At 67.5% G+C, this 24,745-nt stretch carries 27 protein-coding genes; 16 read left to right on the top strand and 11 right to left on the bottom strand.

Going from position 1 to position 24,745, the window contains the following annotated elements; translation table 11 throughout:
• Nucleotides 1-3 precede the first annotated feature (3 nt).
• A complete protein-coding gene (locus ACFWUR_RS00550) occupies nucleotides 4-1,302 on the top strand; it encodes an ABC transporter substrate-binding protein (RefSeq protein ID WP_378899620.1) in 1,299 nt (432 codons plus the stop codon).
• Nucleotides 1,303-1,305: 3 nt separating this feature from the next.
• Here the strand turns inward: ACFWUR_RS00550 and ACFWUR_RS00545 are convergent, their stop codons facing one another.
• From ACFWUR_RS00545 to ACFWUR_RS00510, 8 genes are all read right to left on the bottom strand, one after another.
• A complete protein-coding gene (locus ACFWUR_RS00545; RefSeq protein ID WP_378899617.1) occupies nucleotides 1,306-2,169 on the bottom strand; it encodes an EamA family transporter in 864 nt (287 codons plus the stop codon).
• Complete coding sequence (smpB, locus tag ACFWUR_RS00540) at nucleotides 2,169-2,642, bottom strand: SsrA-binding protein SmpB (RefSeq protein WP_056812582.1); 474 nt, start codon at nucleotides 2,640-2,642, stop codon at nucleotides 2,169-2,171. Before smpB ends, ACFWUR_RS00545 begins: the two co-directional genes overlap by 1 nt.
• A 48-nt stretch (nucleotides 2,643-2,690) precedes the next feature.
• The gene (locus ACFWUR_RS00535; protein WP_378899614.1) at nucleotides 2,691-3,629 is read right to left on the bottom strand and encodes an acyl-ACP desaturase; all 939 of its coding nucleotides are present in this window, start codon (nucleotides 3,627-3,629) and stop codon (nucleotides 2,691-2,693) included.
• A gap of 161 nt (nucleotides 3,630-3,790) precedes the next feature.
• Nucleotides 3,791-4,405 (bottom strand): YdcF family protein, encoded by a 615-nt coding sequence (locus ACFWUR_RS00530; RefSeq protein ID WP_378899611.1) that lies wholly within the window; start codon nucleotides 4,403-4,405, stop codon nucleotides 3,791-3,793.
• A gap of 255 nt (nucleotides 4,406-4,660) precedes the next feature.
• Entirely contained in the window at nucleotides 4,661-4,894 is a 234-nt protein-coding gene (locus ACFWUR_RS00525) for a hypothetical protein (protein WP_378899609.1), read from the bottom strand.
• 96 nt (nucleotides 4,895-4,990) lie between these two features.
• Nucleotides 4,991-6,982, bottom strand: a complete 1,992-nt coding sequence (gene recQ, locus ACFWUR_RS00520; protein WP_378899606.1) for a DNA helicase RecQ — start codon at nucleotides 6,980-6,982, stop codon at nucleotides 4,991-4,993.
• Between the two features lie 94 nt (nucleotides 6,983-7,076).
• Nucleotides 7,077-7,862, bottom strand: a complete 786-nt coding sequence (hisN, locus tag ACFWUR_RS00515) for a histidinol-phosphatase (RefSeq protein ID WP_378899604.1) — start codon at nucleotides 7,860-7,862, stop codon at nucleotides 7,077-7,079.
• 75 nt (nucleotides 7,863-7,937) lie between these two features.
• Nucleotides 7,938-8,522 carry an NADPH-dependent FMN reductase gene (locus ACFWUR_RS00510; protein ID WP_378899602.1) on the bottom strand — a complete coding sequence of 195 codons (585 nt, stop codon included), beginning with the start codon at nucleotides 8,520-8,522 and terminating at the stop codon, nucleotides 7,938-7,940.
• Between the two features lie 140 nt (nucleotides 8,523-8,662).
• On the opposite strand from ACFWUR_RS00510, the gene ACFWUR_RS00505 reads away from it, so the two are divergent.
• The 6 genes from ACFWUR_RS00505 (at nucleotide 8,663) to ftsX (ending at nucleotide 13,458) form a co-directional block, all read left to right on the top strand.
• Nucleotides 8,663-9,520, top strand: coding sequence for a helix-turn-helix transcriptional regulator (locus ACFWUR_RS00505; protein ID WP_378899599.1), 858 nt, complete (start codon nucleotides 8,663-8,665; stop codon nucleotides 9,518-9,520).
• A gap of 45 nt (nucleotides 9,521-9,565) precedes the next feature.
• Nucleotides 9,566-10,684: a peptide chain release factor 2 gene (gene prfB, locus ACFWUR_RS00500; protein WP_301902662.1), complete on the top strand. Its 1,119-nt coding sequence runs from the start codon at nucleotides 9,566-9,568 to the stop codon at nucleotides 10,682-10,684.
• 128 nt (nucleotides 10,685-10,812) lie between these two features.
• A complete protein-coding gene (locus ACFWUR_RS00495; RefSeq protein WP_378899596.1) occupies nucleotides 10,813-11,670 on the top strand; it encodes a mechanosensitive ion channel family protein in 858 nt (285 codons plus the stop codon).
• Nucleotides 11,657-11,812, top strand: coding sequence for a hypothetical protein (locus tag ACFWUR_RS00490; RefSeq protein ID WP_378899593.1), 156 nt, complete (start codon nucleotides 11,657-11,659; stop codon nucleotides 11,810-11,812). Before ACFWUR_RS00495 ends, ACFWUR_RS00490 begins: the two co-directional genes overlap by 14 nt.
• A gap of 54 nt (nucleotides 11,813-11,866) precedes the next feature.
• A complete protein-coding gene (gene ftsE, locus ACFWUR_RS00485) occupies nucleotides 11,867-12,556 on the top strand; it encodes a cell division ATP-binding protein FtsE (RefSeq protein ID WP_101466171.1) in 690 nt (229 codons plus the stop codon).
• Nucleotides 12,556-13,458 carry a permease-like cell division protein FtsX gene (gene ftsX / locus ACFWUR_RS00480; protein ID WP_378899590.1) on the top strand — a complete coding sequence of 301 codons (903 nt, stop codon included), beginning with the start codon at nucleotides 12,556-12,558 and terminating at the stop codon, nucleotides 13,456-13,458. Before ftsE ends, ftsX begins: the two co-directional genes overlap by 1 nt.
• Before the next feature lie 61 nt (nucleotides 13,459-13,519).
• Here ftsX and ACFWUR_RS00475 read toward each other — a convergent pair whose 3' ends face one another.
• Nucleotides 13,520-13,903: a MerR family transcriptional regulator gene (locus ACFWUR_RS00475; RefSeq protein WP_378899587.1), complete on the bottom strand. Its 384-nt coding sequence runs from the start codon at nucleotides 13,901-13,903 to the stop codon at nucleotides 13,520-13,522.
• 59 nt (nucleotides 13,904-13,962) lie between these two features.
• Here ACFWUR_RS00475 and ACFWUR_RS00470 point away from each other — a divergent pair, with 59 nt between their 5' ends.
• The 5 genes from ACFWUR_RS00470 (at nucleotide 13,963) to ACFWUR_RS00450 (ending at nucleotide 19,974) form a co-directional block, all read left to right on the top strand.
• Complete coding sequence (locus tag ACFWUR_RS00470) at nucleotides 13,963-14,724, top strand: alpha/beta fold hydrolase (RefSeq protein ID WP_378899584.1); 762 nt, start codon at nucleotides 13,963-13,965, stop codon at nucleotides 14,722-14,724.
• Between the two features lie 341 nt (nucleotides 14,725-15,065).
• Complete coding sequence (locus ACFWUR_RS00465; protein ID WP_378899581.1) at nucleotides 15,066-16,463, top strand: acyl-CoA dehydrogenase family protein; 1,398 nt, start codon at nucleotides 15,066-15,068, stop codon at nucleotides 16,461-16,463.
• Nucleotides 16,464-16,492: 29 nt separating this feature from the next.
• On the top strand, nucleotides 16,493-17,707 hold the full coding sequence (locus ACFWUR_RS00460) for an acyl-CoA dehydrogenase family protein (protein WP_378899578.1): 1,215 nt from the start codon (nucleotides 16,493-16,495) through the stop codon (nucleotides 17,705-17,707).
• A gap of 327 nt (nucleotides 17,708-18,034) precedes the next feature.
• Nucleotides 18,035-18,811: a DUF1206 domain-containing protein gene (locus ACFWUR_RS00455; protein ID WP_378899575.1), complete on the top strand. Its 777-nt coding sequence runs from the start codon at nucleotides 18,035-18,037 to the stop codon at nucleotides 18,809-18,811.
• 149 nt (nucleotides 18,812-18,960) lie between these two features.
• Nucleotides 18,961-19,974, top strand: a complete 1,014-nt coding sequence (locus ACFWUR_RS00450; protein ID WP_378899573.1) for a TIGR03617 family F420-dependent LLM class oxidoreductase — start codon at nucleotides 18,961-18,963, stop codon at nucleotides 19,972-19,974.
• Between the two features lie 25 nt (nucleotides 19,975-19,999).
• Here the strand turns inward: ACFWUR_RS00450 and ACFWUR_RS00445 are convergent, their stop codons facing one another.
• Complete coding sequence (locus tag ACFWUR_RS00445) at nucleotides 20,000-20,962, bottom strand: DUF5996 family protein (RefSeq protein WP_378899570.1); 963 nt, start codon at nucleotides 20,960-20,962, stop codon at nucleotides 20,000-20,002.
• Nucleotides 20,963-21,120: 158 nt separating this feature from the next.
• On the opposite strand from ACFWUR_RS00445, the gene ACFWUR_RS00440 reads away from it, so the two are divergent.
• The gene (locus ACFWUR_RS00440) at nucleotides 21,121-22,104 is read left to right on the top strand and encodes a diiron oxygenase (RefSeq protein ID WP_378899567.1); all 984 of its coding nucleotides are present in this window, start codon (nucleotides 21,121-21,123) and stop codon (nucleotides 22,102-22,104) included.
• A 54-nt stretch (nucleotides 22,105-22,158) separates the two neighbouring features.
• Here the strand turns inward: ACFWUR_RS00440 and ACFWUR_RS00435 are convergent, their stop codons facing one another.
• The gene (locus tag ACFWUR_RS00435; protein WP_378899564.1) at nucleotides 22,159-23,037 is read right to left on the bottom strand and encodes a tyrosine-protein phosphatase; all 879 of its coding nucleotides are present in this window, start codon (nucleotides 23,035-23,037) and stop codon (nucleotides 22,159-22,161) included.
• Between the two features lie 191 nt (nucleotides 23,038-23,228).
• Here ACFWUR_RS00435 and ACFWUR_RS00430 point away from each other — a divergent pair, with 191 nt between their 5' ends.
• The 3 genes from ACFWUR_RS00430 to ACFWUR_RS00420 all read left to right on the top strand — a co-directional run bounded on the left by ACFWUR_RS00430 (nucleotide 23,229) and on the right by ACFWUR_RS00420 (nucleotide 24,707).
• On the top strand, nucleotides 23,229-23,531 hold the full coding sequence (locus ACFWUR_RS00430; protein WP_378899561.1) for a type II toxin-antitoxin system Phd/YefM family antitoxin: 303 nt from the start codon (nucleotides 23,229-23,231) through the stop codon (nucleotides 23,529-23,531).
• Complete coding sequence (locus ACFWUR_RS00425) at nucleotides 23,528-23,905, top strand: hypothetical protein (protein ID WP_378899558.1); 378 nt, start codon at nucleotides 23,528-23,530, stop codon at nucleotides 23,903-23,905. The genes ACFWUR_RS00430 and ACFWUR_RS00425 overlap by 4 nt, the downstream gene beginning before the upstream one ends.
• Before the next feature lie 169 nt (nucleotides 23,906-24,074).
• On the top strand, nucleotides 24,075-24,707 hold the full coding sequence (locus ACFWUR_RS00420; RefSeq protein WP_378899555.1) for a hypothetical protein: 633 nt from the start codon (nucleotides 24,075-24,077) through the stop codon (nucleotides 24,705-24,707).
• Nucleotides 24,708-24,745: the final 38 nt, after the last annotated feature.

Genomic DNA, 24,745 nt, shown 5'->3' with positions numbered 1-24,745 from the left:
CCCATGGCATTCACCGGTCAGCGTGGACTGCGCCGGCTCGCGGCGATTCCTGCTGTCGCGAGTCTCGTGTTGGCCGCGGCCTGCTCGTCGGGCGAGCCCACCGCCGCGCCCGGCGTCACCAGCACGCCCTGTCCCGGCTCGGCGAACACCGATCGCGGCTGCATCTACCTCGGGGTACTCGCCGATCTGGCGAACGGGCCGTTCACCCCGCTCGGCGCCTCGATGAACGACGGTCAGGCGGCGTTCTGGAAGCAGGTGAACGCGGCGGGCGGCATCGGCGGTTACGACATCGACATCAGCACCTACACCCGCAACACCTCCTACGACCCGCGCACCCACCGCACCGCCTACCAGGAGATCGAGCCGCATGTGCTCGCGCTGTCGATGAGTTTCGGGACCGCGCAGACCGTCGCGATGCTGAATCAGATGGACGCCGACGACATGGTGAGCACCGCGGCCACCCAGTGGTCGGGCTGGAACTATCGCAGCGCCGATCGCAATCTGGTGCTCAGTGCCGGCTACTCCTACTGCACCGAAGCGGTGACTGGCCTCGACTGGTTCGCCGAAACCCACTACGCACCACGCAATATCGCCGTCGTCGCCTATCGCGGGAACTACGGCGGCGACTACGCCAGCGGCGCGCTGAAGTGGGCGCTGGCCAACAACGCGACCATCGCCGATCGCATCGACACCGGGCCCAACGCCGAGGTCGGCAACCAGGACGGCCCGGTCTCGGAGATCCTGGCGGCCGAACCCGATCTGGTGATGCTGGCCACCGGGCCCGCCGAAACCGCGGAGATCGTGGGCAAGCTCGTGAAATCGGGCTTCACCGGCCGGTTCCTCGGCTCGTTGCCCACTTGGAACGCGGCATTGCTGCAATCGGCCGCCGCCCCCGCGCTGACCGCGCTCTACAACTACACGACCCCGGTCGACAGCTGGGCCGGTGACAGCGTGGGCGCCAAGCACGCCCGCGACGCCATCACCGGCGAGCCGGCCAACTTCGGCTATTCGCTGGGCTGGGCGATCACCTATCCACTCAAAGCCCTGCTCACGACAGCGGCGGCGAACGGCGACCTCACTCGCGCGGGTTTGCGACGCAGCGTCGGTTCGATGAAACCCGACGGCGAGGGCATGGTGGTGATCCATCCGGCGGGTGCGGCCGAACCGGATCTGGACGCGGAATGGTCGGCGGTGTTCGAACCGGACGACGAGGCACCCATGGGCGCCAGGGCGGTGCGCATCGGCTATCAGGGCACGACGCTGGGTCGCCTGGACCTGCACGAGCCCTGCACCCGGCTGTAGGAATCAGTTCGCGGCGATCATGGCGACCGCCGCGAGCGCCAGCGCCATGCCCACCTTCTGGGTGGCGCTGACGCGTTCGCCGAGCAGGACCATCGCCAGCAGCACGGTCGCCGCCGGATACAGCGAGCCGATCACGCTGACCACCGACAGCATGCCGCCGTGGAAGGCGTACAGCAGCGCGGCATTGGCGATCACGTCGAGCACCCCGACTGCCAGGGCCAGGCGCAACGGCTCGCCGTGCAGGCCGCGGAATTCTCCCGCCGCCAACGCCGAGGTCCACACGACCGCTGTGGCCGCGACGCGCTGAGCGAGCAGGGGCCACAGGCCCGCGCTCGCGCTGGTTTCGTGCAGGAAGTAGAACGCGAAACCGAAGGCCGCACCCGAGCCGATGGTGAGCAACGCGACCCGGCGGGTGAAGCGCAGTGGCCTGCCGCCGATGATCTCCTCGGTGGTCTCGTCGGGGGCCTCCCGGCTGACGAGTATCACCGCGACCAGGGCGACGGCGATGCCCGCGATCGCGATCGCGCCCGGTCGTTCGCCGAGGAAGAACCCGGCGATCACCGGGATGCCCGCGACCAGCACCGCGGTCAGCGGCGACACCACCGACATGGGTCCGTCGGCGAGTGCGGCGTAGAACCACCACACCGCCAAGCCGCTGGCCACACCGGCGGCCAGGCCCCACATCATCGACGCGGTGTCGGCGTGCCCCCCGACCAGCGGCGCGATCAACAAGACCAGCAGTACCGAGAACGGGTACGACACCACGACCACGCGCAGCGCGGTGACCCTGCGTGCCGCGATCCCGCCGAAGAAGTCACTGACTCCGTAGCCCGCCGCCGCGACGAGGGCGAGCGCGACGGAGAGCACTAACGCATGCCCTTGACCCGCCGACCTACCTCACGGGTGACCTCGCGCTCGGCCTGCTTGCGAGCCAGGTCCTGACGTTTGTCGTAGTCCTGCTTGCCCTTGGCGAGCGCGAGCTCCACCTTCACCTTGCCGTCGGAGAAATACATCGACAGCGGCACCAATGTCTGGTTGCCCTCGCGCGACTTGCCGACCAGGTGCTCGATCTCGCGCTTGTGCAGCAGCAGCTTGCGGGTGCGGCGCGGCGAATGGTTGGTCCAGGTGCCGTGGCTGAACTCCGGAATGTGCAGGCCTCGCAGCCACACCTCACCGTGGTCGACGGTCGCGAAGGCGTCGACCAGGGAGGCCTTGCCTTCGCGCAGGCTCTTCACTTCGGTGCCGACCAGCGCGATCCCCGCCTCATAGACGTCGAGGATCGTGTAGTTGTGCCGCGCCCGGCGGTTGGTCGCGATGACCTTGCGCCCCTTTTCCCTCATAACGGTCAACTGTAAGTGACGACGCCAGCGCTTTATTCCATGGCCGACTCAGACCCGGGCGGCCGCCCTGGCCAGTGCGCGGTCTCGCTGCTCCTCGAAACGAGCCGCCTTGACCTCCAGATCGAGCAGGTAGGTGTGCAGTTCGTCGCGGGCGATTTCGCCCTCGGGACCGAAATCGGTGCGCTCGAAGATCTGCCAGGTGCGCAGGGTCGGGCGCAGGACGACATCGAGGTGCTGGCGCAGGTCGTAGACGCCGTGCTTGGCGAGCAGGACCGCGTTGCGGCGGAAGTTGGGCTGGTTGAGGCCGGGCATCTGGAAGCGCAGGATCACGTCGGTGATGGCCTGCATGGCCGCGTCGGGGGTGAGGTCGAGGGCGGCGGCGCAGAGTTTGCGGTAGAAGATCATGTGCAGGTTCTCGTCGGCGGCGATGCGGGCCAGCATGCGGTCGGCGACCGCGTCGTTGCACAGGGCGCCGGTGTTGCGGTGGCTGATCCTTGTCGCGAGTTCCTGCAAGGTGACGTAGGCGACGCCCTTGAGGAACTGCGAACCCTTCTCGGGCTTGGCGATGCCCGCGGTCATGTGCGCCATCCTGGCCTCTTCGAGCGCGACCGGGTCGACGGCGCGGGTCACGACCAGGTAGTCGCGCAGCACGATGCCGTGGCGGTTCTCCTCCGCGGTCCATCGACCGACCCAGGTGCCCCAGGCGTTGTCGAAGCCGAAGGTGTCGGCGAGTTCGCGGTGATACGAGGGCAAGTTGTCCTCGGTGAGCAGGTTGGTGATCATCGCCGCCTTGGCGACCTCACTCAGCTGCGACTGCTCGGGGTCCCAGTCGATGCCGCCCATGGCCGCGAAGTTGCGGCCTTCGTCCCACGGCACGTAGTCGTGGGGATGCCAGGATTTGGCCTTGGACAGGTGGTCGTTGAGGTTCGCCTCGGCAGTGGGCTCGAGCTCGGCGAGGATGTCGCTGTCGGACAGGTGGAGCGTCATGCGTCGACGTTACGAGTGCGGGGGTGAGTTCTCCGCGTGATTGCCGAGATTTCCGCGACTACTCATCACGGGGTGGACCAGCGGCGATGATCGGTCACAGCCCCCAGCGTCGGGACAGGCGTGGCGTTGCGCGGACCTTCGCGCTCGGTCGACGGTGCGCCTCATCCGGCCGAAGCGGCAGGCCCGAAGTCGCCGATGTGCAGCGGCACCCCGTCCCACTGGGCGCGGTCGGGGGTGAGGTCGCCGACCACGAGCACGCCCGCGTCGGCGAAGGCGCCTCTGGCTCGGGCGATGTGGTCCTCCGAGGTGACAAGGACGACCGAGCTGAGGTCCCGTTCGGCCAGCATCGTCGCGGTATTGCGGGCGTTGGCCACCGTCGAGTCGGCCTCGGATTCCCGCAGGACCCGGCTCTCGTCGACGCCCGCGGCCACCAGCCAGTCGGCCATCACATCGGCTTCGGACAGCCCGGCTCGAGGGTTGCCGCCGGTGACGATGATCGGCGACCACGGCGCGAAGACCGCTTGGGCCAGGCCCGCGCGCAGCCTTCGTACCAGTTCTTCGCGCATCGTGCCCTCCGGGGTCAGGCCGTAACCGAGGACCACCACCGCGGTCTCGGGGCCGTAGATCCCCGGGAGCGCGGGCGTGCCGAGCGCCCGCGCGAAGTCGAGACCGGGCGGGGCGGAGAGATCGGCAGCGGCCGGTGCCGGCACGCAAGCCAATCCGGTCACCGCTATCGCGGCGCACATCACTCGCGTACTCCAAGTCCACCGCACCATTGCCGCCGCCTCCTCGAGCCCGGGCCGATCTCCGTGATCGGTCCCGCTCGGCAACCGTGCGCCCGGTCGACGACGGCCGGTGTCCCATTGACCTGCGGCTACGACAATTCACATGCGTATGTCCGCCGACGCTGGTGCGGGGCATCGCAAAATTTCCGGAATCGGACATCGGGTCGCGCACGACCCTCGGTGAGAACTGGTGCGCGGGCGGGTATGCCAGCGTCGACGATCAGCTGACGGACGCGGAGCGCGACCTCAGCCCGGACTCAGAACGAGGTAGAGAACCAGGGCGGCGGCGAAGACGGCGATCAGCGCGATGGTCGACCAGCGTGGCCTACCACGGTGAATCACCGTGTGGTGTGTGCCGAGCAGGGTAGGCGCGACGACGGGGTCGATGTGGCGGTGCGGCATCGGGGGTGTCGGGGCATCGGCTCCCGCGGTCGGGCTGCTGCCCGACGTCTCGCCCTCCGAGCCATCACCATTCGCCATGACTCGACAGTAACTCGACCCGTGCGATTCGGTGCGGGTTCCTTTCCGCCGCGCGTGTACACCCGGCTGGGCGCGGATGCGTAGGCGATGGTGCGCCTATTCCTCGCCCAGAGTGGTGAGCACCCCCTCGCCGTAGCGGGCCAGCTTGTTCTCGCCGACTCCGGCGACGGTGCCGAGTGCGGCGAGGTCGGCGGGCTTGCGCGCGGCGATCTCACGCAAGGTGGCGTCGTGGAACACCACGTAGGCGGGCACGCCCTGTTCCTTGGCAGTGGCCGCCCGCCAGGCCCGCAGGCGCTCGAACAATCCGACGTCGCCCGCGGGCAGGTCGACGGCCGCCTTGGTCGATTTCGAGGAGCGCGCGGGGCGGGCCGGGCGTTCGGGCTCACGCCGCATCGGCACCTTCCTGCCCTCGAACAGCACCTCGTTGCTCTCGTCGGTCAGGGCGAGGACACCGTATTCGCCCTGCACCGCGAGCAGGCCACCCGCGAGCAACTGCCGGACCACACCGCGCCATTCGGTATCGCGCAGATCGGTGCCGATGCCGAACACCGAGAGCTCGTTGTGGCGATGCTGGGTGATCTTCTGGTTGGTCTTGCCGAGCAGGATGTCGACGAGGTGGCCGGCGCCGAAGGACTGTCCGCGTTCGCGTTTGAGCCGCAGCACCGTGGACAGCAACTTCTGGGCGGCCACCGTGCCGTCCCAGGTTTCGGGTGGGTTCAGGCACACATCGCAGTTGCCGCAGGTGCCACCGGTCTGACCGAAGTAGTTGAGCAGTCGCGCGCGACGGCAACCGACCGTCTCGCACAGCGCGAGCATGGCGTCGAGATGCAGTTGCAGTTGCCTGCGATGCGCGGCGTCACCCTCACTGGAATCGATCATCTTGCGCTGCTGCACAACATCATTGAGGCCGTAGACCATCCAGGCCGTCGACGGCAGCCCGTCGCGGCCCGCGCGGCCGGTCTCCTGGTAATAGCCCTCGACCGATTTGGGCAGGTCCAGGTGGGCGACGAACCGCACGTCGGGCTTGTCGATACCCATGCCGAAGGCGATGGTGGCGACCACGATCAGGCCGTCCTCGCGCAGGAACCTGGACTGGTTCTCGGCGCGGGTCCGGAAATCCAACCCGGCGTGATAGGGCACCGCGCGGATGCCGTTCTCGTTGAGCATCGCCGCTGTCTTCTCCACCGAATTACGCGAGAGGCAGTAGACGATGCCCGCGTCGCCGGGGTGCTCGGCGCGGATGAAGTCGAGCAGCTGGCGGTCGGCGCGATTCTTCGACTCGATCCGGTATTGGATGTTGGGTCGGTCGAAGCTGGAGATGAACTGCTTCGCGGCGCCGAGGTCGAGCCGCTCGACGATCTCGGCGGCGGTCTTCTCGGTGGCGGTCGCGGTGAGGGCGATGCGCGGGACATCGGGCCAGCGCTCGTGCACCAGCGACAGCGCGAGATAGTCGGGCCGGAAGTCGTGGCCCCACTGGGATACGCAGTGCGCCTCGTCGATCGCGAACAGGGCGATCTTGCCGCGGTCGAGCAGCCGCAGCGTGGCTTCCAGCCGTAGGCGTTCCGGCGCCAGGTACAGCAGGTCGAGATCGCCTGAGACGAACTGTGCCTCGACCGTGCGCCGCTGATCCGGCGACTGGGTGGAGTTGAGGAACCCGGCCCGCACGCCGAGAGCGCTCAGCGCGTCGACCTGGTCCTGCATGAGCGCGATCAGCGGCGAGACGACCACGCCGACACCATCGCGGACCAGCGAAGGGACCTGGTAGCAGAGGGATTTACCGCCACCGGTCGGCATCAGCACCAGCGCGTCGCCACCACCGACGACCTGCTCGACGATGGCCGCCTGGTCGCCGCGGAAGCTGTCGTAACCGAAGACGCGACGGAGGACTTCGTCGGCCGTCTCGGCGCGATCGGGAGCGGCGACCCGGCCCGGGGTGGCCGGGACCAGATCGTCGAAGTGGAAGTCGCCGGTGTCTGCGAAGTCGTGCTCGGAGACGTAACCGCCGTCGGACGGGTACGCGTCGTCGGGTGGGAAGTCCTCGGGTGGGAAGTCTTCGACATCGGGGGCCGTGGCGCCGGAATTGCTCACCGGGCCATCCTACGAGCGAGCGCCGGGCCCGCAGCCCGTCGACCGAAGCCGACGGCGGCGGATGCCGAAGTTGCACACCTGTGGATAACTCGATTCACCCGCGCAAACGGGCCAGGACCTCGTCGTGGAGCAGCCCATTCGTCGCCACGGCGTCGCCGCCGTGCGGGCCGGAGCGTCCGTCCAGGGAGGTGAACGCGCCGCCCGCTTCGCGAACCAGGATGTCGAGGGCGGCCAGGTCCCACAGCGAGACCTCCGGCTCAGCGGCGATGTCCACCGCACCCTCCGCGACCAGGCAATAGTTGAAGAAATCACCGTAGCCGCGGACCCGCCACACCGCATCGGTGAGGTCGATGAGCTTCTCGCGCAGCCCGCGCTCCCGCCAGCCCGACAGGCTGGAGAAGGCCAGGCTCGCGTCGTCGAGGTCGGCGACCGCGGACACCGAGATCGGCTTGGGCGCACCGGGGTGGACCTGCACCCACGCACCCGAACCCTCGGCGGCCCACCAGCGCCTGCCCAGTGCGGGCGCGCTCACCACGCCGACCACCGGAACTCCGTCTTCGAGCAGGGAGATCAGGCTGGCCCACACGGGCACCCCGCGGACGAAGTTCTTGGTGCCGTCGATCGGGTCGACGACCCACTGCCTGCCGGTGAACTCGGCGTCGCCACCGAATTCCTCGCCCAGCACGGCGTCGCCGGGGCGTTCCTGCGCGAGTATCCGGCGGATCATCTGCTCGACCGCGAGGTCGGCGTCCGAGACCGGGGTGAGGTCGGGCTTCGCGTCGACTTCGAGGTCTACGGCGCCGAAGCGCACGCTCGAGATCGCATCGGCCTCGTCGGCCAGTCGGCGGGCGAGGTCCAGGTCAGCGGAGTAGGTGGCCACGTCGGGAGTGTATTCGGGGAAGCCGAGCGCTCGGATTCGCGGGGGGCGGGAGTCGGGGTGTGCGGTGTGGGTGGGTCAGGCTGTGAGCTGGGCTGACTTCGCTGCGACCAGAGCGCTTGTCCACCAATGCAACTGGTCGAGCAAGGCGGTGGCGTCCGCTTCGGGCTGCTCGGGGTTGTGCGGCTGGCCGTTGTCGTCGAAGAGCAGGTAGTAGCGCGGGAACGAGACGTAGTTGCGGACGGTGTGGGCGTTGAGTTCGTTGAAGACCTGGCGCAGGTGTTCGATGGCCATCAGGCCGCCGGAGCCGCCGCTGTAGCCGACGAAGCCGATCGCCTTGGCGTCCCACTGGGTGAAGTGCCAGTCGATGGCGGCTTTGAGGGCGGCGGGGTAGCTGCGGTTGTAGTCGGGGGTGACGATGACGTAGGCGTCGGCGGCGGCCAGACGGTCGGTGAGGTCGTGCATGCCGGCGGGACGCACGGGGTCGGGGTCGAGCAGGGGCGGCACCGCGGGCAGAGCGGCGGGTACTTCGGCCTCGGCGAGGTCGATGATGTCGACCTCGAAGCGGTCGTCGACCTGCTGGGCGAACCAGTTCGCGACCACGGGGCCGAATCGGCCTTCGCGGACGCTGCCGATGATGATCGCGAGCTTCAGTGTGGACACGATGTTCTCCTGTTCGTAGCGCCGACCGATCAGCCGGTGCGACCAAATGTCGCGGATCGCGCGCTTCGCAGGGAGACCACGCTGAGAGTGGTAGTGGCACGGCCACTCTCGACCGGGCCGAGCTGGGTACCGTCGATGAGGTGAGCGACAACGAACTCGGGCTGTTTCTGCGGACCCGCCGCGAAGCGGTATCCCCCGCCGAGGTCGGCCTGCCCGCCGGACAACGCAGGCGCACGCCGGGCCTGCGCCGCGCCGAGGTCGCGATGTTGGCCGGCGTCAGCGTCGAATACCTGATCCGGCTCGAGCAGGGTCGCGACAGCCATCCCTCGGCTCAGGTGTTGTCCGCGCTGGCCGAGACGTTGCGGTTGAGTCCTCGTGAACGTGTCCACCTGCACCAGCTCAGCAAAGGCGTGTCCGGTTTCAGTTGCGGGGCAGCCGAGAACGGGCTCAACCGCACGGTGCGTCCGACCATCCTGGCCGTGCTCGCCCAGCTCGAGCCCGCGCCCGCCGCGATCACCAATCGCTGCACGGAGATACTGGCCTGCACCGAGGGATATCGAAAGCTGATGGCACCGAGCGGGCTGTTCGATCAGGGCGAACCCGCCAACCTCGCCCGGTTCGTCTTCACCCATCCTGGCGCCCGCGCGCTGTATCCGGAGTGGGACGCCGCCGCCGACACCGTGGTCGCTTCGGTCAAACAGGGACCGTTCCGCGCCGATCCGATGGTCGCTGCCCTGGTCGACGAGCTCACCGTCACCGCGGGCGGTTCCTTCACCGATCGCCTCGCCACCCTGCCCGGCCTGCCTCCTTCGGGCGGGATCAACCGCATCGGTCACCCCGAGGCGGGCACGCTGCGGCTGGCTTACGAATCACTGGATCTGTCCATCGACGACGACCAGTCGCTCTACGTCCTGCTCCCCGCCGACGAGTCCAGCGCGACCGCCCTCGACCGACTGGTCGGACGCCGCCCGGGCGGGCTGCGCGCGATCGCAAGCTGAGGCGAATACGCGCGGTGTCGGTGGGGACCGGTAGCCTAGGAAATCGTGCATCCTGACGTTATCGCCGACCTCGCCGAACTCGACACCACGCTCAAGACGGTCGAGTCGGTCCTCGATGTCGAGGAGCTACGCCGCCGCATCGACGAACTCGAGCACCAGGCCGCCGATCCCGAGCTGTGGAACAACCAGGAGCACGCCCAGCAGGTGACCAGCGAGCTCTCGCACGCGCAGAGCGAACTGCGCCGGGTCGAGGAGCTGCGCCAGCGGCTCGAGGACCTGCCTGTGCTCTACGAACTGGCCGAAGCCGAAGAAGACGCGGCCGCCGCCGAAGCCACCGCCGACGCCGATGCCGAGCGCGCCGCACTGCGCGTCGACGTCGAGGCGATGGAGGTGCGCACCCTGCTCTCCGGCGAGTACGACAAGCGTGACGCGCTGGTCAACATCCGCTCCGGCGCCGGTGGGGTCGACGCCGCCGACTGGGCGATGATGCTGATGCGCATGTACATCCGCTGGGCCGAGCGGCACAAGTTCCCCGTCGAGGTCTACGACACCTCCTACGCCGAGGAAGCGGGCCTCAAGAGCGCCACCTTCGCGGTGAAGGCGCCCTACGCCTACGGCACGCTGTCGGTGGAGATGGGCACCCATCGCCTGGTCCGGATCAGCCCGTTCGACAACCAGGGCCGCCGCCAGACCTCGTTCGCCGAGGTCGAGGTGTTGCCCGTGGTGGAGACGACCGACCACATCGAGATCCCCGAGGGCGAGATCCGGGTCGACGTGTACCGCTCGTCGGGCCCCGGTGGCCAGTCGGTGAACACCACCGACTCGGCGGTGCGCCTGACCCACATCCCCACCGGCATCGTCGTGACCTGCCAGAACGAGAAGTCGCAGCTGCAGAACAAGATCTCGGCCATGCGCGTGCTCCAGGCCAAGCTGCTCGAGCGCAAGCGCCAGGAGGAGCGCGCCACGATGGACGCGCTCAAGACCAACGAGGGCGCCTCGTGGGGCAACCAGATGCGCTCCTACGTGCTGCACCCGTACCAGATGGTCAAGGACCTACGCACCAACCACGAGGTCAACAATCCGACCGCGGTGCTCGACGGTGACATCGACGGGTTCATCGAATCCGGAATCCGTTGGCGGATGCGCGATCAGGACGACGCGTAGCCAGCTGTTCGCTCGCAAATCGTGTGCTTGCGCACGTTTGACTGGACGCCGTGACCGACCTGTAACCTTTCTGGTGTGCGTTCGACCGAACCGAAACTGTGCCTGTGCGGGCCCATGAAGGAGACGCGATGACCGACGTCCTCGCGGCCAACAGCGGATCCGAGATCACCGCCTGGATGCGTTCCAGCGGGCTCGAAATCGTCCTGCTGATCGTTGGCGCGATGTTGTTCGGCCGCTTCGCCTCGTTCCTCCGCGATCGCGTGACCACCAAGATCGACTCGGGCTTTCAGACGAGCGATGCCCTGGTTCGCACCGAAGCGGCCAAGCACCGCCACGCGCTGGCGCAAGTGGTGACGTGGGTGGTGTTGACCATCGTGTACGTGCTGGTCGGCATGGAGGTGCTGCGTCGGCTCGGCTTCGCGGTGACGGGACTGGTCGCGCCGGCGGCCGTGCTCGGCGCGGCACTCGGTTTCGGCGCGCAGCGCATCGTCCAGGACATTCTGGCCGGGTTCTTCCTGATCACCGAGCGCCAGTACGGCTTCGGTGACGTGGTACAGATCGCGGTCACCGGCTCCGCCGATCCGGCCGAGGGCACCGTCGAGGACGTGACCCTGCGCATCACCACGCTGCGCAACTCCGACGGCGAGGTGATCATCGTCCCCAACGGGCAGATCGTGAAGGTCACCAACTTGTCCAAGGACTGGGCGCGCGCCGCGATCGACGTACCGGTTTCCGCTCAGGCCGACATCACCAAGATCAACGAGATCCTGCACGCAGTGTGCACCAGGGCCTACGAGGATCACCGCCTCAAACCACTGCTGCTCGACGAGCCGTCGGTGATGGGTGTCGAAGGTCTCTCGCTCGACGTGATGAACATCCGGATGGTCGCCCGCACATTGCCAGGCAAACAATTCGAAGTGGGTCGCGAACTGCGGGTGCGGGTCGCCGCGGCCCTGCGTAGAGAGGGAATCAGTGAAACCACGTAAGTCCACAGCGATCCTGATGGCGGCGTGGCTGTCGACGTTTGTCGTGTACCTGTTCGTCAAACCCGTCGATACCGCGGCCGAGGGCCCGTCGACGTTCCTCAATGCCGTCCCGACCTGGGTGAGTGACAAACCCGACCGCTGATCGGCGCGCCACGTCCCGCTGAGACGGTCGGTTCGCTGGCTACACTGGCTCCCCGTGATCACCATGCGCAACGTGACCAAGTCGTACGAGACCTCGACGCGACCGGCGCTGGACAACGTTTCCGTCGATGTGGAAAAAGGCGAGTTCGTCTTCATCATCGGCCCGTCCGGTTCGGGCAAGTCGACGTTCATGCGACTTCTGCTCAAGGAAGAGGCGCCGACGTCGGGCGAGATCCGGGTCGCGGATTTCCGCGTCGACCGGTTGCCGGGCCGGAAGGTGCCCAAGTTGCGGCAGCGGATCGGCTGCGTGTTCCAGGACTTCCGGCTGTTGCAGCAGAAGACCGTGGAACAGAACGTCGCGTTCGCGCTCGAGGTGATCGGCAAGCGGCGCCAGTTCATCGAACGGACGGTGCCCGAGGTGCTCGACATGGTCGGGCTCGGCGGTAAGGGACAGCGGTTGCCCTCGGAGTTGTCCGGTGGTGAACAGCAGCGGGTCGCGATCGCGCGCGCGTTCGTGAACCGGCCGCTGGTCCTGCTCGCCGACGAACCGACGGGCAACCTCGACCCTGATACCAGCGCCGACATCATGGCTCTGCTGGAACGAATCAACCGCGTCGGCACCACGGTGCTGATGGCCACGCACGACAACCACATCGTCGACGCCATGCGAAGGCGGGTGGTCGAACTCGACCACGGCAGACTCGTGCGCGACGAAGCGACCGGCGTCTACGGGGTGGGTCGATAATGCGACTGAGTTTCCTGTTCACCGAGGTCGTCGACGGCCTGCGCCGCAATCTCACGATGACCATCGCGATGATCCTGACCACGGCGGTGTCGCTGATGATGCTCGGCGGCGGCATGCTGTCGGTGCGGATGGCCGACAAGACCGAGAACTTCTTCATCGGCCGCCTCGAGGTGCGTTTCTACCTCGACGACGCGGTCTCCGACACCGATCCCGACTGCGCCGCCGACCCGTGCAAGTCACTGCTCGCCGACCTCAAGCAGACCTCGGGCGTGGAGAGCGTGCAGTTCCTCAACCGCGCCGACGCGCTGGAAGAGGCCAAGGAACTGTTCGCCGATCAGCCGGAGATGGTGCAGTACATCGCCGACTCCCCCCTGCCTGCCTCGCTGCGGGTGAAGATGACCGACGCCGACCAGTATCAGCACATCTACGACAGCTTCGCTACGCGGCCCGGGGTGCGGATCGTGGCCAACGACAAGGAGTTCGTCGACCGGCTGACCAGCCTGTTCGACGGGCTACGCAATGCCGCGTTCGGTTTGGCGCTGGTGATGGCGCTGGCCGCGATGCTGCTGGTGTTGAACATGGTGCAGATCGCCGCGTTCACGCGGCGCACGGAAGTCGGCATCATGCGACTGGTCGGCGCGACCCGCTGGTATACCCAACTACCGTTCCTCCTGGAAGCGGTCGCGGCCGCCTTCGTCGGTTCGGTACTGGCGGTCCTGGGGCTGGTGATCGCCCGTCCGCTGGTGATCGACCGGGCACTGGGCCCCCTGTTCGACAGCAATGTCTTCCCGCGTATCACCGGTGACGACATCGCGGTGGTGGCCCTGACGATCGCCCCCGTCGGCATCGTCTTCGCGGCCGTCACCGCCTACCTCACCTTGCGTTATTACGTGCGCGAATAGGAATGGGCACGAACGGAGCCCGGCCCGGCTCGGGTACCCGCCGGGTGCCCGAGCTGATCCGCTAGACGCCCCGATCCGGCGTGGTCGCCGCCGCTGGGTTGGCGAGGCTCGCGTCGAGCTGCGCGGCGAGGTGGGACCGCTGGCGATCGAGATCGGCGATGCGGCGGTCCAGTTCGACGGTTCGGTCGGCCATGATCCGCACCGACATCTGGCAGGCCTGGACCGGTCCGTCGCCTTCCGCACACGGCATGAGCTGCGCGATGTCGTCGGTGTTCAGGCCCGCGGCGAGCAGATCCCTGATCCGGGCGACCGTGGCGGGCGCGGATTCGGGATAGCTGCGATACCCGTTGGGGTCGCGGTGCGGATGCAGCAGGCCCTGCTCCTCGTAGTAGCGCAGCAGCCGGGTGGCAACCCCGGTGCGACGCGCCAATTCACCGATCAGCATGCGACCCCTGCCCTGTCGACTTGACCTTCACACCCATGTCAATCCCTAACGTCGACGCCGTGAACACGATTCCCCTGCGCACCACCGTCCATGGCTCCGGCCCCGGGATCGTCCTCGCGCACGGCGCGGGCGGCGGGATCGAGAGCAATTTCGGCACCGTGATTCCCTCGCTCGCCGACGGTCATACCGTGGTCGCCTCGGACTACCCGGGCGACGACACCCCGTTGGACCTCGACGGCCTCGCCGATGCCCTGGTCGCGGCAGCCGTCGACGCCGGCGTCGAGACCTTCACCATCGTCGCTTTCTCGCTCGGCACCGCGGTGGCCGTGCGCGCCGCCGCCCGCCACCCCGACCGCGTCACCGGTCTGCTGCTCACCGCGGGCATGGCGACCCCGGACATTCGCGTGCGGCTGGTCGTGCGGGCGTGGCAGGACCTTCTCGATCGAGGCGACCACGAATCGTTCGCCCGTCTCGTGCTGCTCACCGGCTTCTCCACCGGCTTCGTCAACGATCTGCCCGTGGCCACCCTCGACGATCTCGTCGGGCAGACCGCCGCCTCGATTCCGGGCGGCACTCGTCAACAGGCGGCGCTGGTCGAATCGGTCGACACCACGGCCGACCTGGCCGACATCGCGGTACCGACGCTCGTCGTGGCCACCACCGCCGACCTGCTGGTCGATCCGGCCAACTCGCGGGCGCTGGCCGCGGCGATACCCGGCGCCGAATACACCGAGATCGAAGCAGGCCATGTGGTCATGGTCGAGCGGCCCGACGAGTGGCAGAAGCTGCTGACCGACTTCCTCGACCGCCACGGACTCTGACCCCGGTTGCGGCCGAGCCCTGTTTCATGACACATAACGAATCGGGATCGACCGCAGCCATGAATCCGGCCAATAACGGCGACAACGGCGGTCGATCGGGGTAAGACCAGTCCAGCCGCCGACGGGAGGCAAGAAGTGCAGCTCGTCGCGGTGGCGGCCGTGCCTGCCCGAGGTCGCCGGCAGGACGAGCGCGGAACCGACGATGCCGGGCACCCGGCCAGGGTGACGGAAACCGGTGATTTCCCCACGGGGTCGGCACACTTCTTACTCCAGAGTAAGATAGTCTTACCGAAGAGTAAGATATATGGGGTCGAAGGTACCCCGACAGCCGAGGAAATCAGGTGATGATGAGCACTCGAGACAGCGCGACGAAGCGACGTCCGAACGACACGTCCGCGGTCGGTCTGAGCCAGCCCAAACGGGACTGGATGGGCGCCGCGATGCGTGCTTTGACGACCATTACCGGGTCGGAGCTCGCGGGCAAGTACAACCTCCGCAAGCCGATCGAGCGAGTCACCTACGAGGGAACCAAGACCGGGTTCCGCACCCTGGGCGCGGCCACTCGTACCTTCGCGAAGGTCGCGGGCGGCGGTGAGCCCAAGCGTCTGGTCGACAACGAGTCCAAGACCAAGGACTACTTCGACCTCACACCCTCCGACGAGCAGCAGATGATCGTGGAGACGGTGCGCGATTTCGCGGGCGAGATCCTGCGTCCCGCGGCCTACGACGCCGACAATGCCGCCAAGGCCCCGCGCGATCTGCTCGAGCGCGCCGCCGAACTCGGCATCACCCTGATCAACGTGCCCGAGGAGCTGGAAGGCGCGGCTTCCGAGCGCGGCGCTGTCACCAATGCCCTGGTGGCCGAGGCGCTGGCGCACGGCGACATGGGACTGGCGTTGCCGATTCTGGCACCGAGCGGTGTCACCGTCGCGCTGTCGCAGTGGGGCACCGACGCGCAGCAGCAGACCTACCTGCCCGCCTTCACCGGCGACGCGGTGCCGCAGGCGTCCGTGGTGATCAACGAGCCGCGTGCCCTGTTCGACCCCTTCGCCCTGCAGACCAAGGCCGTTCGCTCCCCCAGCGGCTACAAGCTCACCGGCGTGAAGAGCCTGGTCCCGGCCGCCGCCGATGCCGAACTGTTCATCGTGGCAGCCGAACTCGACGGGCGCCCCGCGCTGTTCATCGTCGAGTCCGACACCGCCGGGCTGTCCGTGGAAGCCGATCCGAGCATGGGTCTGCGCGCCGCGGGCCTGGGTCGACTGATCCTGGACAACGTGGCAGTCGGCGCCGACGCCATCCTCGGCGACACCGACGCCAAGACCCGCGCCGCCGAGTACGGCGACGCGGTGCAGCTCGCCCGGCTGGGTTGGGCCTCGCTGGCCATCGGCACCGGCCAGGCCGTGCTCGACTACGTGATTCCGTATGTGAACGAGCGCGAAGCGTTCGGCGAGCCGATTTCGCATCGTCAGGCGGTGGCGTTCATGGTCGCCAACATGGCGATCGAACTCGACGGTCTGCGCCTGGTCACCCTGCGTGGTGCCTCGCGCGCGGAGCAGGGTCTGTCGTTCGCCCGTGAGGCGGCGCTGGCCCGCAAGCTGGCCACCGACAAGGGCATGCAGATCGGCCTGGACGGCGTGCAGCTGCTCGGCGGTCACGGCTTCACCAAGGAACACCCGGTCGAGCGGTGGTACCGCGACCTTCGTTCCGTCGGTGTCGCCGAAGGCATCGTGCTGGTCTAGGCCCGTTTCTCACTTCCAGGAGCCCCCTCATGATCAATCTCGAACTCCCCAAGAAGCTGAAGGCGAGCGCCAACCAGGCCCACCAGGTCGCCTCGCAGATCTTCCGCCCCATTTCCCGTAAGTACGACCTCGCCGAGCACGACTACCCGGTCGAGCTCGACACGATGGCCGCCATGATCGAAGGGCTCGCCGACTCCGGCACCCAGAAGATCGGCGGCGCCGCGGGCGGCCGTAACGACGAGGCCGCCGTCGACCTGACCGCGAATGCCAACGGCGGCAACATGTCCGCGCTGCTCAACGCCCTCGAGACCTCGTGGGGCGATGTCGGCCTGATGCTCACCATCCCCTACCAGGGACTGGGCAATGCCGCGATCGCCGCGGTCGCCACCGACGAGCAGCTGTCGCGGTTCGGCAAGGTGTGGGCCGCGATGGCGATCACCGAGCCGTCCTTCGGTTCCGACTCCGCCGCCGTCACCACCACGGCCACCCTCGACGGCGACGAGTGGGTGCTCAACGGCGAGAAGATCTTCGTCACCTGCGGTGAGCGCGCCACCCACATCGTGGTGTGGGCCTCGGTCGACAAGAGCCTGGGTCGTGCCGCGATCAAGTCCTTCGTCGTCCCGCGTGACGCTCCGGGCCTGTCGGTGGCACGGCTCGAGCACAAGCTCGGCATCAAGGCCTCCGACACCGCGGTGCTGCTGCTGCAGGACTGCCGTATCCCCGCCGACAACATCCTCGGCTCGCCGGAAGTCAACGTGGAGAAGGGTTTTGCCGGGGTCATGCAGACCTTCGACAACACCCGTCCGCTGGTGGCGGCCATGGCCGTCGGTGTCACTCGTGCCGCGCTCGAGGAACTGCGTACCGTGCTCACCGAGGCGGGCGTCGAGATCTCCTACGACACCCCCGCGATGAACCAGTCCGCCGCGGCCGCCGAATTCCTGCGCATGGAAGCCGATTACGAATCGGCCTACCTGCTCTCGCTGCGCGCCGCCTGGATGGCCGACAACAAGAAGCCGAACTCCCTCGAGGCTTCGATGTCCAAGGCCAAGGCGGGTCGCACCGGCACCGACGTCACCCTCAAGGCGGTGGAGCTCGCCGGCACCATCGGCTTCTCCCAGCGCACCCTGCTCGAAAAGTGGGCCCGCGACTCGAAGATTCTCGACATCTTCGAGGGCACCCAGCAGATCCAGCAGCTGATCGTGGCTCGCCGCGTGCTCGGAAAGACCAGCGCCGAGCTGAAGTGAGCTGGTAGACAACAGAAAATCCGGTGCGAGTCGACTGCTGACTCGCACCGGATTTCTTGTTTTCGACGCCTGCCCGTGCATTCGCTTGCCCGGCAGCAGATCTCGTCGCCTCGAAATTCTCTTCATGGTGTTTGAACCCCGGGGGGCGGGCATTCCCGCGGGGAAGAGATAGGGAACACCATGAGCATATTTCGCAGTGCGAACCGATATCGGCGACGGGATCGAGTCCGCACCCCACGGCGCAGGCAGTGGCGGTCCGGCCGAAACGGGGGCTGGGGGCGCCGGTCCTATGAACGGGCGCCGCGTAGGTCGGCCGGTTCCGGTGGAGTGGAGGCGGTCGCTCGTTTCGGTTTCGTGGCGCGTGGCATCGCCTACATCGTGATCGGCATTCTCGCTTTCCTGCTGGCGATCGGTACGGCCGAGCACGCACCGGACGGCGGCGGAGCGCTGGCCGCGATCGCCGCGAAGCCGCTGGGCTATCTGTTGCTGTGGATCCTCGTGTTCGGCTTCGCCGCGCTGGTCGTGTGGCGCGTGGTGCAGGTGGCCGGTGCGCGGCGGACCTATTCGGGCGGACATCGCGCCTACGCCGTGATCTCGGGAATCGTGTACGCCCTTGCCTTTTGGAGCACCCTGCGGTTCGTGATGCACGGGCGCACGCCTGCGCCCAGCGACGCGGTCGCGCGCGATCTGACCGGTCGCATCCTGAGCTGGGAGGGCGGGCAGGTGGTCGTGGGGCTGATCGGGATCGCCATCCTGGCCTTCGGCGTCTGGCAGACGGTGCGCGGTCTGCGCCTGGACTTCGCCGAAGACCTGCGGATGGGCTGGATGACGCACGGTATGCGGCAGGCCGCGATCTGGCTGGGCCGGGCCGGCTATCTCGCCCGGGGCGCGGTCGTGATCGGTATCGGTATCGCCGCGGTGGTGGCAGCGGTGAACTATGACGCCGCGGCCGCCAAGGGTGTCGATGCGGTGCTGCACGATTTCGCCGGAAAACCTTTCGGCCCTTGGCTGCTCATGCTGATCGCGGTCGGCCTGATGGCATTCGGTGCGCTGTCCTTCCTGGAGGCCAAGCACCGCAGGACCTACGGCGGCGTCCCGGTCTGATCAGCGAACCGGTCGAGTCGGTGTCATCGACTTTGCCCGGATCACCCCGGATCCGCTCCGTGCGGCGATACGGTAACGGTCGAATTGTTCCGCGCTGTCACCGACACCGCTGGACGAACGGCAGACGACGGTGATGGGATTCGTGCGTTTTGAAGATCGACACGACGCTGACCGGCGGGCTCGCCACGATGGGCAAGGACGCCGCCGCCGCGGAGGCCGCGGGGTACGCGGGCATCTGGACGTTCGAAGGGGCGCACGACCCGTTCCTGCCGCTACTGCTCGCCGCAGAGCACACCGAGCGGGTCGAGCTGGGTACCTCGATCGCGGTGGCGTTCGCCCGAAATCCCCTGTCGCTGGCCACCATCGCCTGGGATCTGCAGGCCTACTCGCGCGGCCGGTTCGTGCTCGGTTTGGGTAGTCAGATCCGCGCGCACATCACCCGGCGCTACTCGATGCCGTGGAGCCGACCGGCCGACCGGATGCGCGACATGGTGCTGGCGGTGCGCGCTATCTGGGCGAGCTGGGAGCAGGGCGGGCGGCTCGACTATCAGGGTGAGTTCTATCAGCACACCCTGATGCCGCCGCTGTTTCGCCCCGCGGCCGCCGAGGTGGCCGAGTTCGGGCCCCCGCCGATCCATCTCGCGGGTGTGGGGCCGGGGATGACCGCCGTCGCGGGAGAGGTCGCCGACGGATTCATGTCGCACCCGTTCTGCACTCCGCGATTTCTGCGCGAGGTGACCCTGCCTGCCCTGGCACAGGGCGCGGCGCGCGCGCAAAAACCCGTGGACGACATCGTGATCCACCATTCGGCGATGGTCGCGGTGGGAGGATCGGCGAGCGAACTGGCCGCGGCGAGACAGGCCATCCGCAAGCAGCTGGCCTTCTACGGATCGACACCGGCCTACTGGCCGATTCTCGAGCTCCACGATCGGGCCGAACTCGGACCCCGGCTCACCGAGATGTCCAAGAGCGGGCAATGGGATCGGATGGCCGACCTGATCGACGACGATTTCCTCGACGCCGTCGCGATCACGGCCACCGACCCCGCCCGCGCGGCGGCGCAATTGCACGGGCGCTACGACGGAATCGTCGGGCGGCTCGGCTTCAACACGCCCTATCGGGCGGACCCCACCCTGCTGACCGAATTGTTGCGGGAGTTGTGATTCGCGCCGACGGGGCCGGAAAGTGTCAGAGCTCGGTCGTGTTGTCGAGGCGGAGTCGGCGGTCGAGGCGGTGCGGGTCGACTTCCAGTAGCCGACGGTCCCATTGGGCCAGATCCGCGGCGGCGGCGTAGGTGGTGTCGAGGAAGTGCAGCAGTGTGCTGTCGGGGTCCTCGGCATTGCGAACCGTTTCGTAGGGCAGGACGAATTCGCCGAGAGCGGAGTCCCAGTAGGCGCCCTCGGGGCCCGCGGGACGGGCGGAGTAGCCGTCGGGAGTGGGATAGGCGTAGGCGTAGAACATGCCCTCGGCGCCGCCGGGCCAGAAGCCGGCACTGGCGCATTCCCGGGAGTAGCCCTCTTCCATCACCCAGTCGGCGCAGTTCGGGGCGCCGCCGGGGTGTACGGGTGCGGGGCGGCCCGAGAAACGGGTACAGGCCAGGTCGAACGACCCCCAGAAGAAGTGCACCGGACTGGATTTTCCGGCGAAACCGGCCCGCCAGAGCTGGAACACCCGGTCGATCTGCACGAGCTGGAGCCAGAACCGATGGACGGCGTCGGCGTCGTAGGAATGGTGGGTGGTGTCCTCGGCGAAGGGGATGGCCGGGTCGACCTCGTTGGGTGAGGCCTCGATATCGACCACGATGTCGAGGCTGTCGAGCACAGAGTTCAACTCGGCGTAGAAATCGGCGACCGAGCGCGGGCGCAGGGCCACGGTGGCCCGGCGGCCCCCGCTGGTGCGCAGGACCAATTCGTGGTCGACGAAATCGAACTCGGCATCGAGGATGCCGCCGTGGACAGGGATGGCGCCGGTGGCCAGCCCGCGCGCGCTGATCGCGAACGAGACATTCCACCAGTGGTTGACCAGCGGTGTACCCGCCATCTTCAGCTTCCCGACGACTTGGGACCACATGTGCACGGTGTCGCGGGTGTCGGACCAGGAATCGACTCGCAAGCTGGGCCAGACGGCCCCGGCCGGTGTCAGAGGTGGCATCGGTTTCCTCGCTCCCAGAGCTGCTGGATGAGACGCCTCATCGTACGTCGGCGCAGGTAGATCACGCCGCAATCCCGAGGAGGCCCCCGGGCAGGGTTGTGTGGGACTTCGAGTCTCATATAAAGTGGAGTCCGCGTCCTACGAAGGAGACATCACCGATGCTGTCGACAACCAAGAACACCGCCACCGATCCCGAGTACCACGAGATCCTGCGCAACCTGTCCGAAGGTTCGGTCAACCGACACTTCGACCCCTACGTGGACATCGACTGGGAATCCCCGGAATTCGCCGTACACAGCGACGACCCGCGCTGGATCATGCCCGAGGAGGACCCGCTCGGTCGTCACCCCTGGTACAAGGCCCAGCCGATCGAGAAGCAGATCGCCATCGGCATGTGGCGCCAGGCCGGCATCGCCAAGGTGGGCCTGGATTTCGAGCAGCTGCTGATCCGTGGGCTGATGCAGTACCTGGTGTCGGTGCCCAACGGTGACCCGGAATTCCGCTACATCACCCACGAGGCTGCCGAAGAGTGCAACCACACGATGATGTTCCAGGAAATGATCAACCGCATCGGCTACCGCGACGTGATCGGCATGGGCACCATCGATCGCAAGCTCACGATGGCCATCTGGCCCTCGGTGAAGTACTTCCCCGAGCTGTTCTTCACGATGATCCTCGGCGGCGAGGAGCCGATCGATCACCTGCAGAAGTCGCTGCTGCGCGCCGGTGTCGATCTCCATCCGATGGTGCAGCGGGTCATGCAGATCCACGTGGCCGAGGAAGCCCGGCACATCTCGTTCGCCCACGAATACCTGCGACGGAACGTGCCCGGCATGAACCCGATCACGAAATCGGTTCTGTCCGTGGCCTTCCCGATCGCGATGCGAGTGATGCTCGACATGATCATGACGCCGCCGAAGGAATTCGTCGAGAAGTTCGACATTCCGGCCGAGGTCATGCGTGAGGCCTACTGGGGCAGCGAGGAATCGCAGACCACCATGCGCAACATCTTCGGTGACGTGCGCGCGCTCGCCACCAACAGCGGCCTGATGAACCCGGTCGCCAAGCTCACCTGGCGCCTGCTCGGCATCGACGGCCCGGTCACCCGCTACCGCAGCGAACCGGCTCGCAAGGTCGCCTGAGCGAACGAATGAGCGCGACGGCCCGCCGGACTGCTCCGGCGGGCCGTCGACGTTCTACTTGATGAGCTTGGCCCGCAGCGCGCTGACGACCTGCGGGCGCAGGCCGAGACCGTCGCGCAGGTACTTGTCGACCGTGCCGTAGTCCGAGGTCAGCTGGGTGATCCCGGCCTCGAGGTAGCTGCGGTCCACCCCGAGCAGCGGGCGGATGACCACAGCCGCCTCAGGTCCTCTGGTCGCGGCGATGTGGGCGACCGTCGCCTCGATCGAGGCCGCCGAATACTCGTTGGTGAGCAGGTAGTCGCGCATGATCGTGTCGGAGTCGACGCCGACGATGCTCTGCAGCAAGTAGGTCGCCCAGCCGGTGCGATCCTTGCCCGCGGTGCAATGGAACACCACCGGGCCAGGCTGGTCGGCGATCCGGGTGAGCGTCCGCGCCATCCCGTCGCGAGCGTCGGGGGAGGTCACGAACTCGCGGTTGAACGAACACAGCAATTGCCTCGCCTCCTCCGGGCTGCGGAGCTTGCCCGCCTGCTCGGCGAGATCGCCGGCCAGGATCTGGATGTTGACGTAGGAGGCGCCGGCCGGGACCCGGTCCGGCGCGGCGGCGATCTCGTCGTCGTTGCGCATGTCGATCACCTCGGCCGGCCGTAAGCCGTCGAGCGTGGCCAGATCGGCGTCGCTGAGCGTCAGGGCGTTGGACCGGTAGATCACGCCTTTGTTCAGGCGATGGCTCCCCTGCGCTGGATATCCGGCGCCGGTCCCGGCGATATCGCGAAAATTGTCGGCGGAGGCCAGGCGTGGGGCGTCGGCGATCCGGGCGGGGCCGGCGAGTACGGGGCCGGGTGCGGCCACGGCGGCACCGGACAGCGGGCTGATCAGCAGACCACCACCCAGCGCGAGGACGGCCGCGGCACGGCGAGTGGACAGGGACATCGATACTCCTTCGCTACCAAGCGAATGCTTGTTTGACGCGCCCAGTGCAGCACCCCGGACACCGATTCGGCGACCGAATCGACGTGTAGCATCGAAGCCAGGTTTTTATGCGCTGACCTGCGGCAGAACTCCGAAGAAGTTTCTCCCGCTCATCGGAAGGCAGGACTGTACACAACGATGTACAGTTGACTATGGCCGATTACGACAGTGTGCCGCTGACCGAGTTACGTGGTCAGCTGGGTAGCGTTCTGGACGGGGTGTCCGCGAGCGGACGGCCGGTGATCGTGACGCGGGAGGGGAAAGAATTGGTCGCGGTGGTACCCGCTGAGGTGTTGCGGCACGGGGCGTTGCCCCCCGCGTACTTCAACGACGATCTCCGTGAACAGATCCTGGGCAGGCTCGACGCCAGGATCACCCAACATTGCGCCGAAGACATCGCCGAGGCCGAAGCCAAACTGAGCAAGCTGATGGGCGCGCTGGACAGTCGCCAGTGAGCGTCGCCGACCACACCGCGCTCACCTCACTGGCATTGTCGCCGCTGTTCGGGCAGGTGATCATGCGCCAGTTCACCCAGCAGCGCCGAATCCTGGTGGTGCCCACCGTGAGCCTGATGGCCGCGATGCGCGCCGTCGACAACGTCGACGAACTCGGGCGTCTGCTCGACAATCGTGTCGCCGTGCGCTGGGCCGGACTCGACGCGCCCACCGCCATCCGCATCGGCACCACGGTGCCGATCGTCGACGACCACCTCGACTGGCCGCTGATCGCGCCCGTAGTGTTCACCGCCCAGAATCTGGACATGCCGGTCCTCACCGCCAAACCCGAGCTCTATCGCGGCTACAAGGTAGAGATCGCGAACATGCCGTAGCCGACCCTCGAGGTCCTGATCCCAGCTTCCCCCGGGGTAGTGATCGATCCCACATCCGGTGTAGGTACGGTGCACAGGCGGTCGGCAGTCAACCCGTTCCCGACCGACAAGCACAGCGGACGAATCACCAGGGAAAGCAGTACCAGGAAACACTCGAGGAGAGCTGGTTATGCATCATCTGAGTTTCATGCGTCGCTTCACCACCGCGGTTGCCGTCACCTCGGCCGCCGTCGCCATCGTCTTCGCGGGTCCCGCGGTCGCGGATCCGACGCCACAGACTGTCGATGTGGCCTCGGCTGTCTCGCAGCTGCGCACCTCGGTGGCCGACAACCCGGGCGCACTCGCCGCCCTCGACCGGCTCGCCGCCGACGGCACGGTCGACGTCGCGCTGCCCGCGCAGCCGTTCCAGATCCCCGCGACCTCCGATATCGGCCAGAACGGCGGCGGACCCGGGGTGTACGGCTCGGGCATCGCCCTCGATATCGACGGCTTCCGCTTCGGCTTCTTCGGCGGGCCGGGCACCATCTCGCCCAATCAGGGCGGCGCCAAGCTCGAGGTCATGTGGCTGAATCTGTCCAACGGGCAGAGCGGCACCGCGATCCTCTCCGAACACCAGGACGTGCCGGTCGACACCACCATCCGCACCGCACCGCTGAACACCGGCGGCGGGCTGATCGTGGCCGCGGTCTACGGCAGCCTGTGGCACCGTTGGTCCGTCCCGGTCGACGAGGCGCACCCGGACGGGTTCGCCTACCAGCTCGGCACGATCGCGCAGCCCTCGTTCGGCGCTGTCACCCGCTGAGTTCTCACCCACCGCGCGCCCCGGGTCCACACGGTCCC

The sequence above is a fragment of the Nocardia sp. NPDC058633 genome (assembly GCF_042717045.1).
Classification (GTDB): domain Bacteria; phylum Actinomycetota; class Actinomycetes; order Mycobacteriales; family Mycobacteriaceae; genus Nocardia.
This window is presented reverse-complemented; position numbering and strand designations above follow the sequence as displayed.

Bases quoted from the DNA above. Each gene is read 5' to 3' on its own strand.
- ACFWUR_RS00475 (WP_378899587.1), bottom strand. From the start codon at position 13,903: ATGCTGATCGGTGAATTGGCGCGTCGCACCGGGGTTGCCACCCGGCTG.
- ACFWUR_RS00435 (WP_378899564.1), bottom strand. From the start codon at position 23,037: ATGTCCCTGTCCACTCGCCGTGCCGCGGCCGTCCTCGCGCTGGGTGGT.
- ACFWUR_RS00550 (WP_378899620.1), top strand. From the start codon at position 4: ATGGCATTCACCGGTCAGCGTGGACTGCGCCGGCTCGCGGCGATTCCT.
- ACFWUR_RS00530 (WP_378899611.1), bottom strand. From the start codon at position 4,405: ATGGTGCGGTGGACTTGGAGTACGCGAGTGATGTGCGCCGCGATAGCG.
- ACFWUR_RS00420 (WP_378899555.1), top strand. From the start codon at position 24,075: ATGCATCATCTGAGTTTCATGCGTCGCTTCACCACCGCGGTTGCCGTC.
- smpB (WP_056812582.1), bottom strand. From the start codon at position 2,642: ATGAGGGAAAAGGGGCGCAAGGTCATCGCGACCAACCGCCGGGCGCGG.
- ACFWUR_RS00535 (WP_378899614.1), bottom strand. From the start codon at position 3,629: ATGACGCTCCACCTGTCCGACAGCGACATCCTCGCCGAGCTCGAGCCC.
- ACFWUR_RS00460 (WP_378899578.1), top strand. From the start codon at position 16,493: ATGATCAATCTCGAACTCCCCAAGAAGCTGAAGGCGAGCGCCAACCAG.
- ACFWUR_RS00525 (WP_378899609.1), bottom strand. From the start codon at position 4,894: ATGGCGAATGGTGATGGCTCGGAGGGCGAGACGTCGGGCAGCAGCCCG.
- ftsX (WP_378899590.1), top strand. From the start codon at position 12,556: ATGCGACTGAGTTTCCTGTTCACCGAGGTCGTCGACGGCCTGCGCCGC.
- ACFWUR_RS00430 (WP_378899561.1), top strand. From the start codon at position 23,229: ATGGCCGATTACGACAGTGTGCCGCTGACCGAGTTACGTGGTCAGCTG.
- ACFWUR_RS00440 (WP_378899567.1), top strand. From the start codon at position 21,121: ATGCTGTCGACAACCAAGAACACCGCCACCGATCCCGAGTACCACGAG.
- ACFWUR_RS00445 (WP_378899570.1), bottom strand. From the start codon at position 20,962: ATGCCACCTCTGACACCGGCCGGGGCCGTCTGGCCCAGCTTGCGAGTC.
- ACFWUR_RS00495 (WP_378899596.1), top strand. From the start codon at position 10,813: ATGACCGACGTCCTCGCGGCCAACAGCGGATCCGAGATCACCGCCTGG.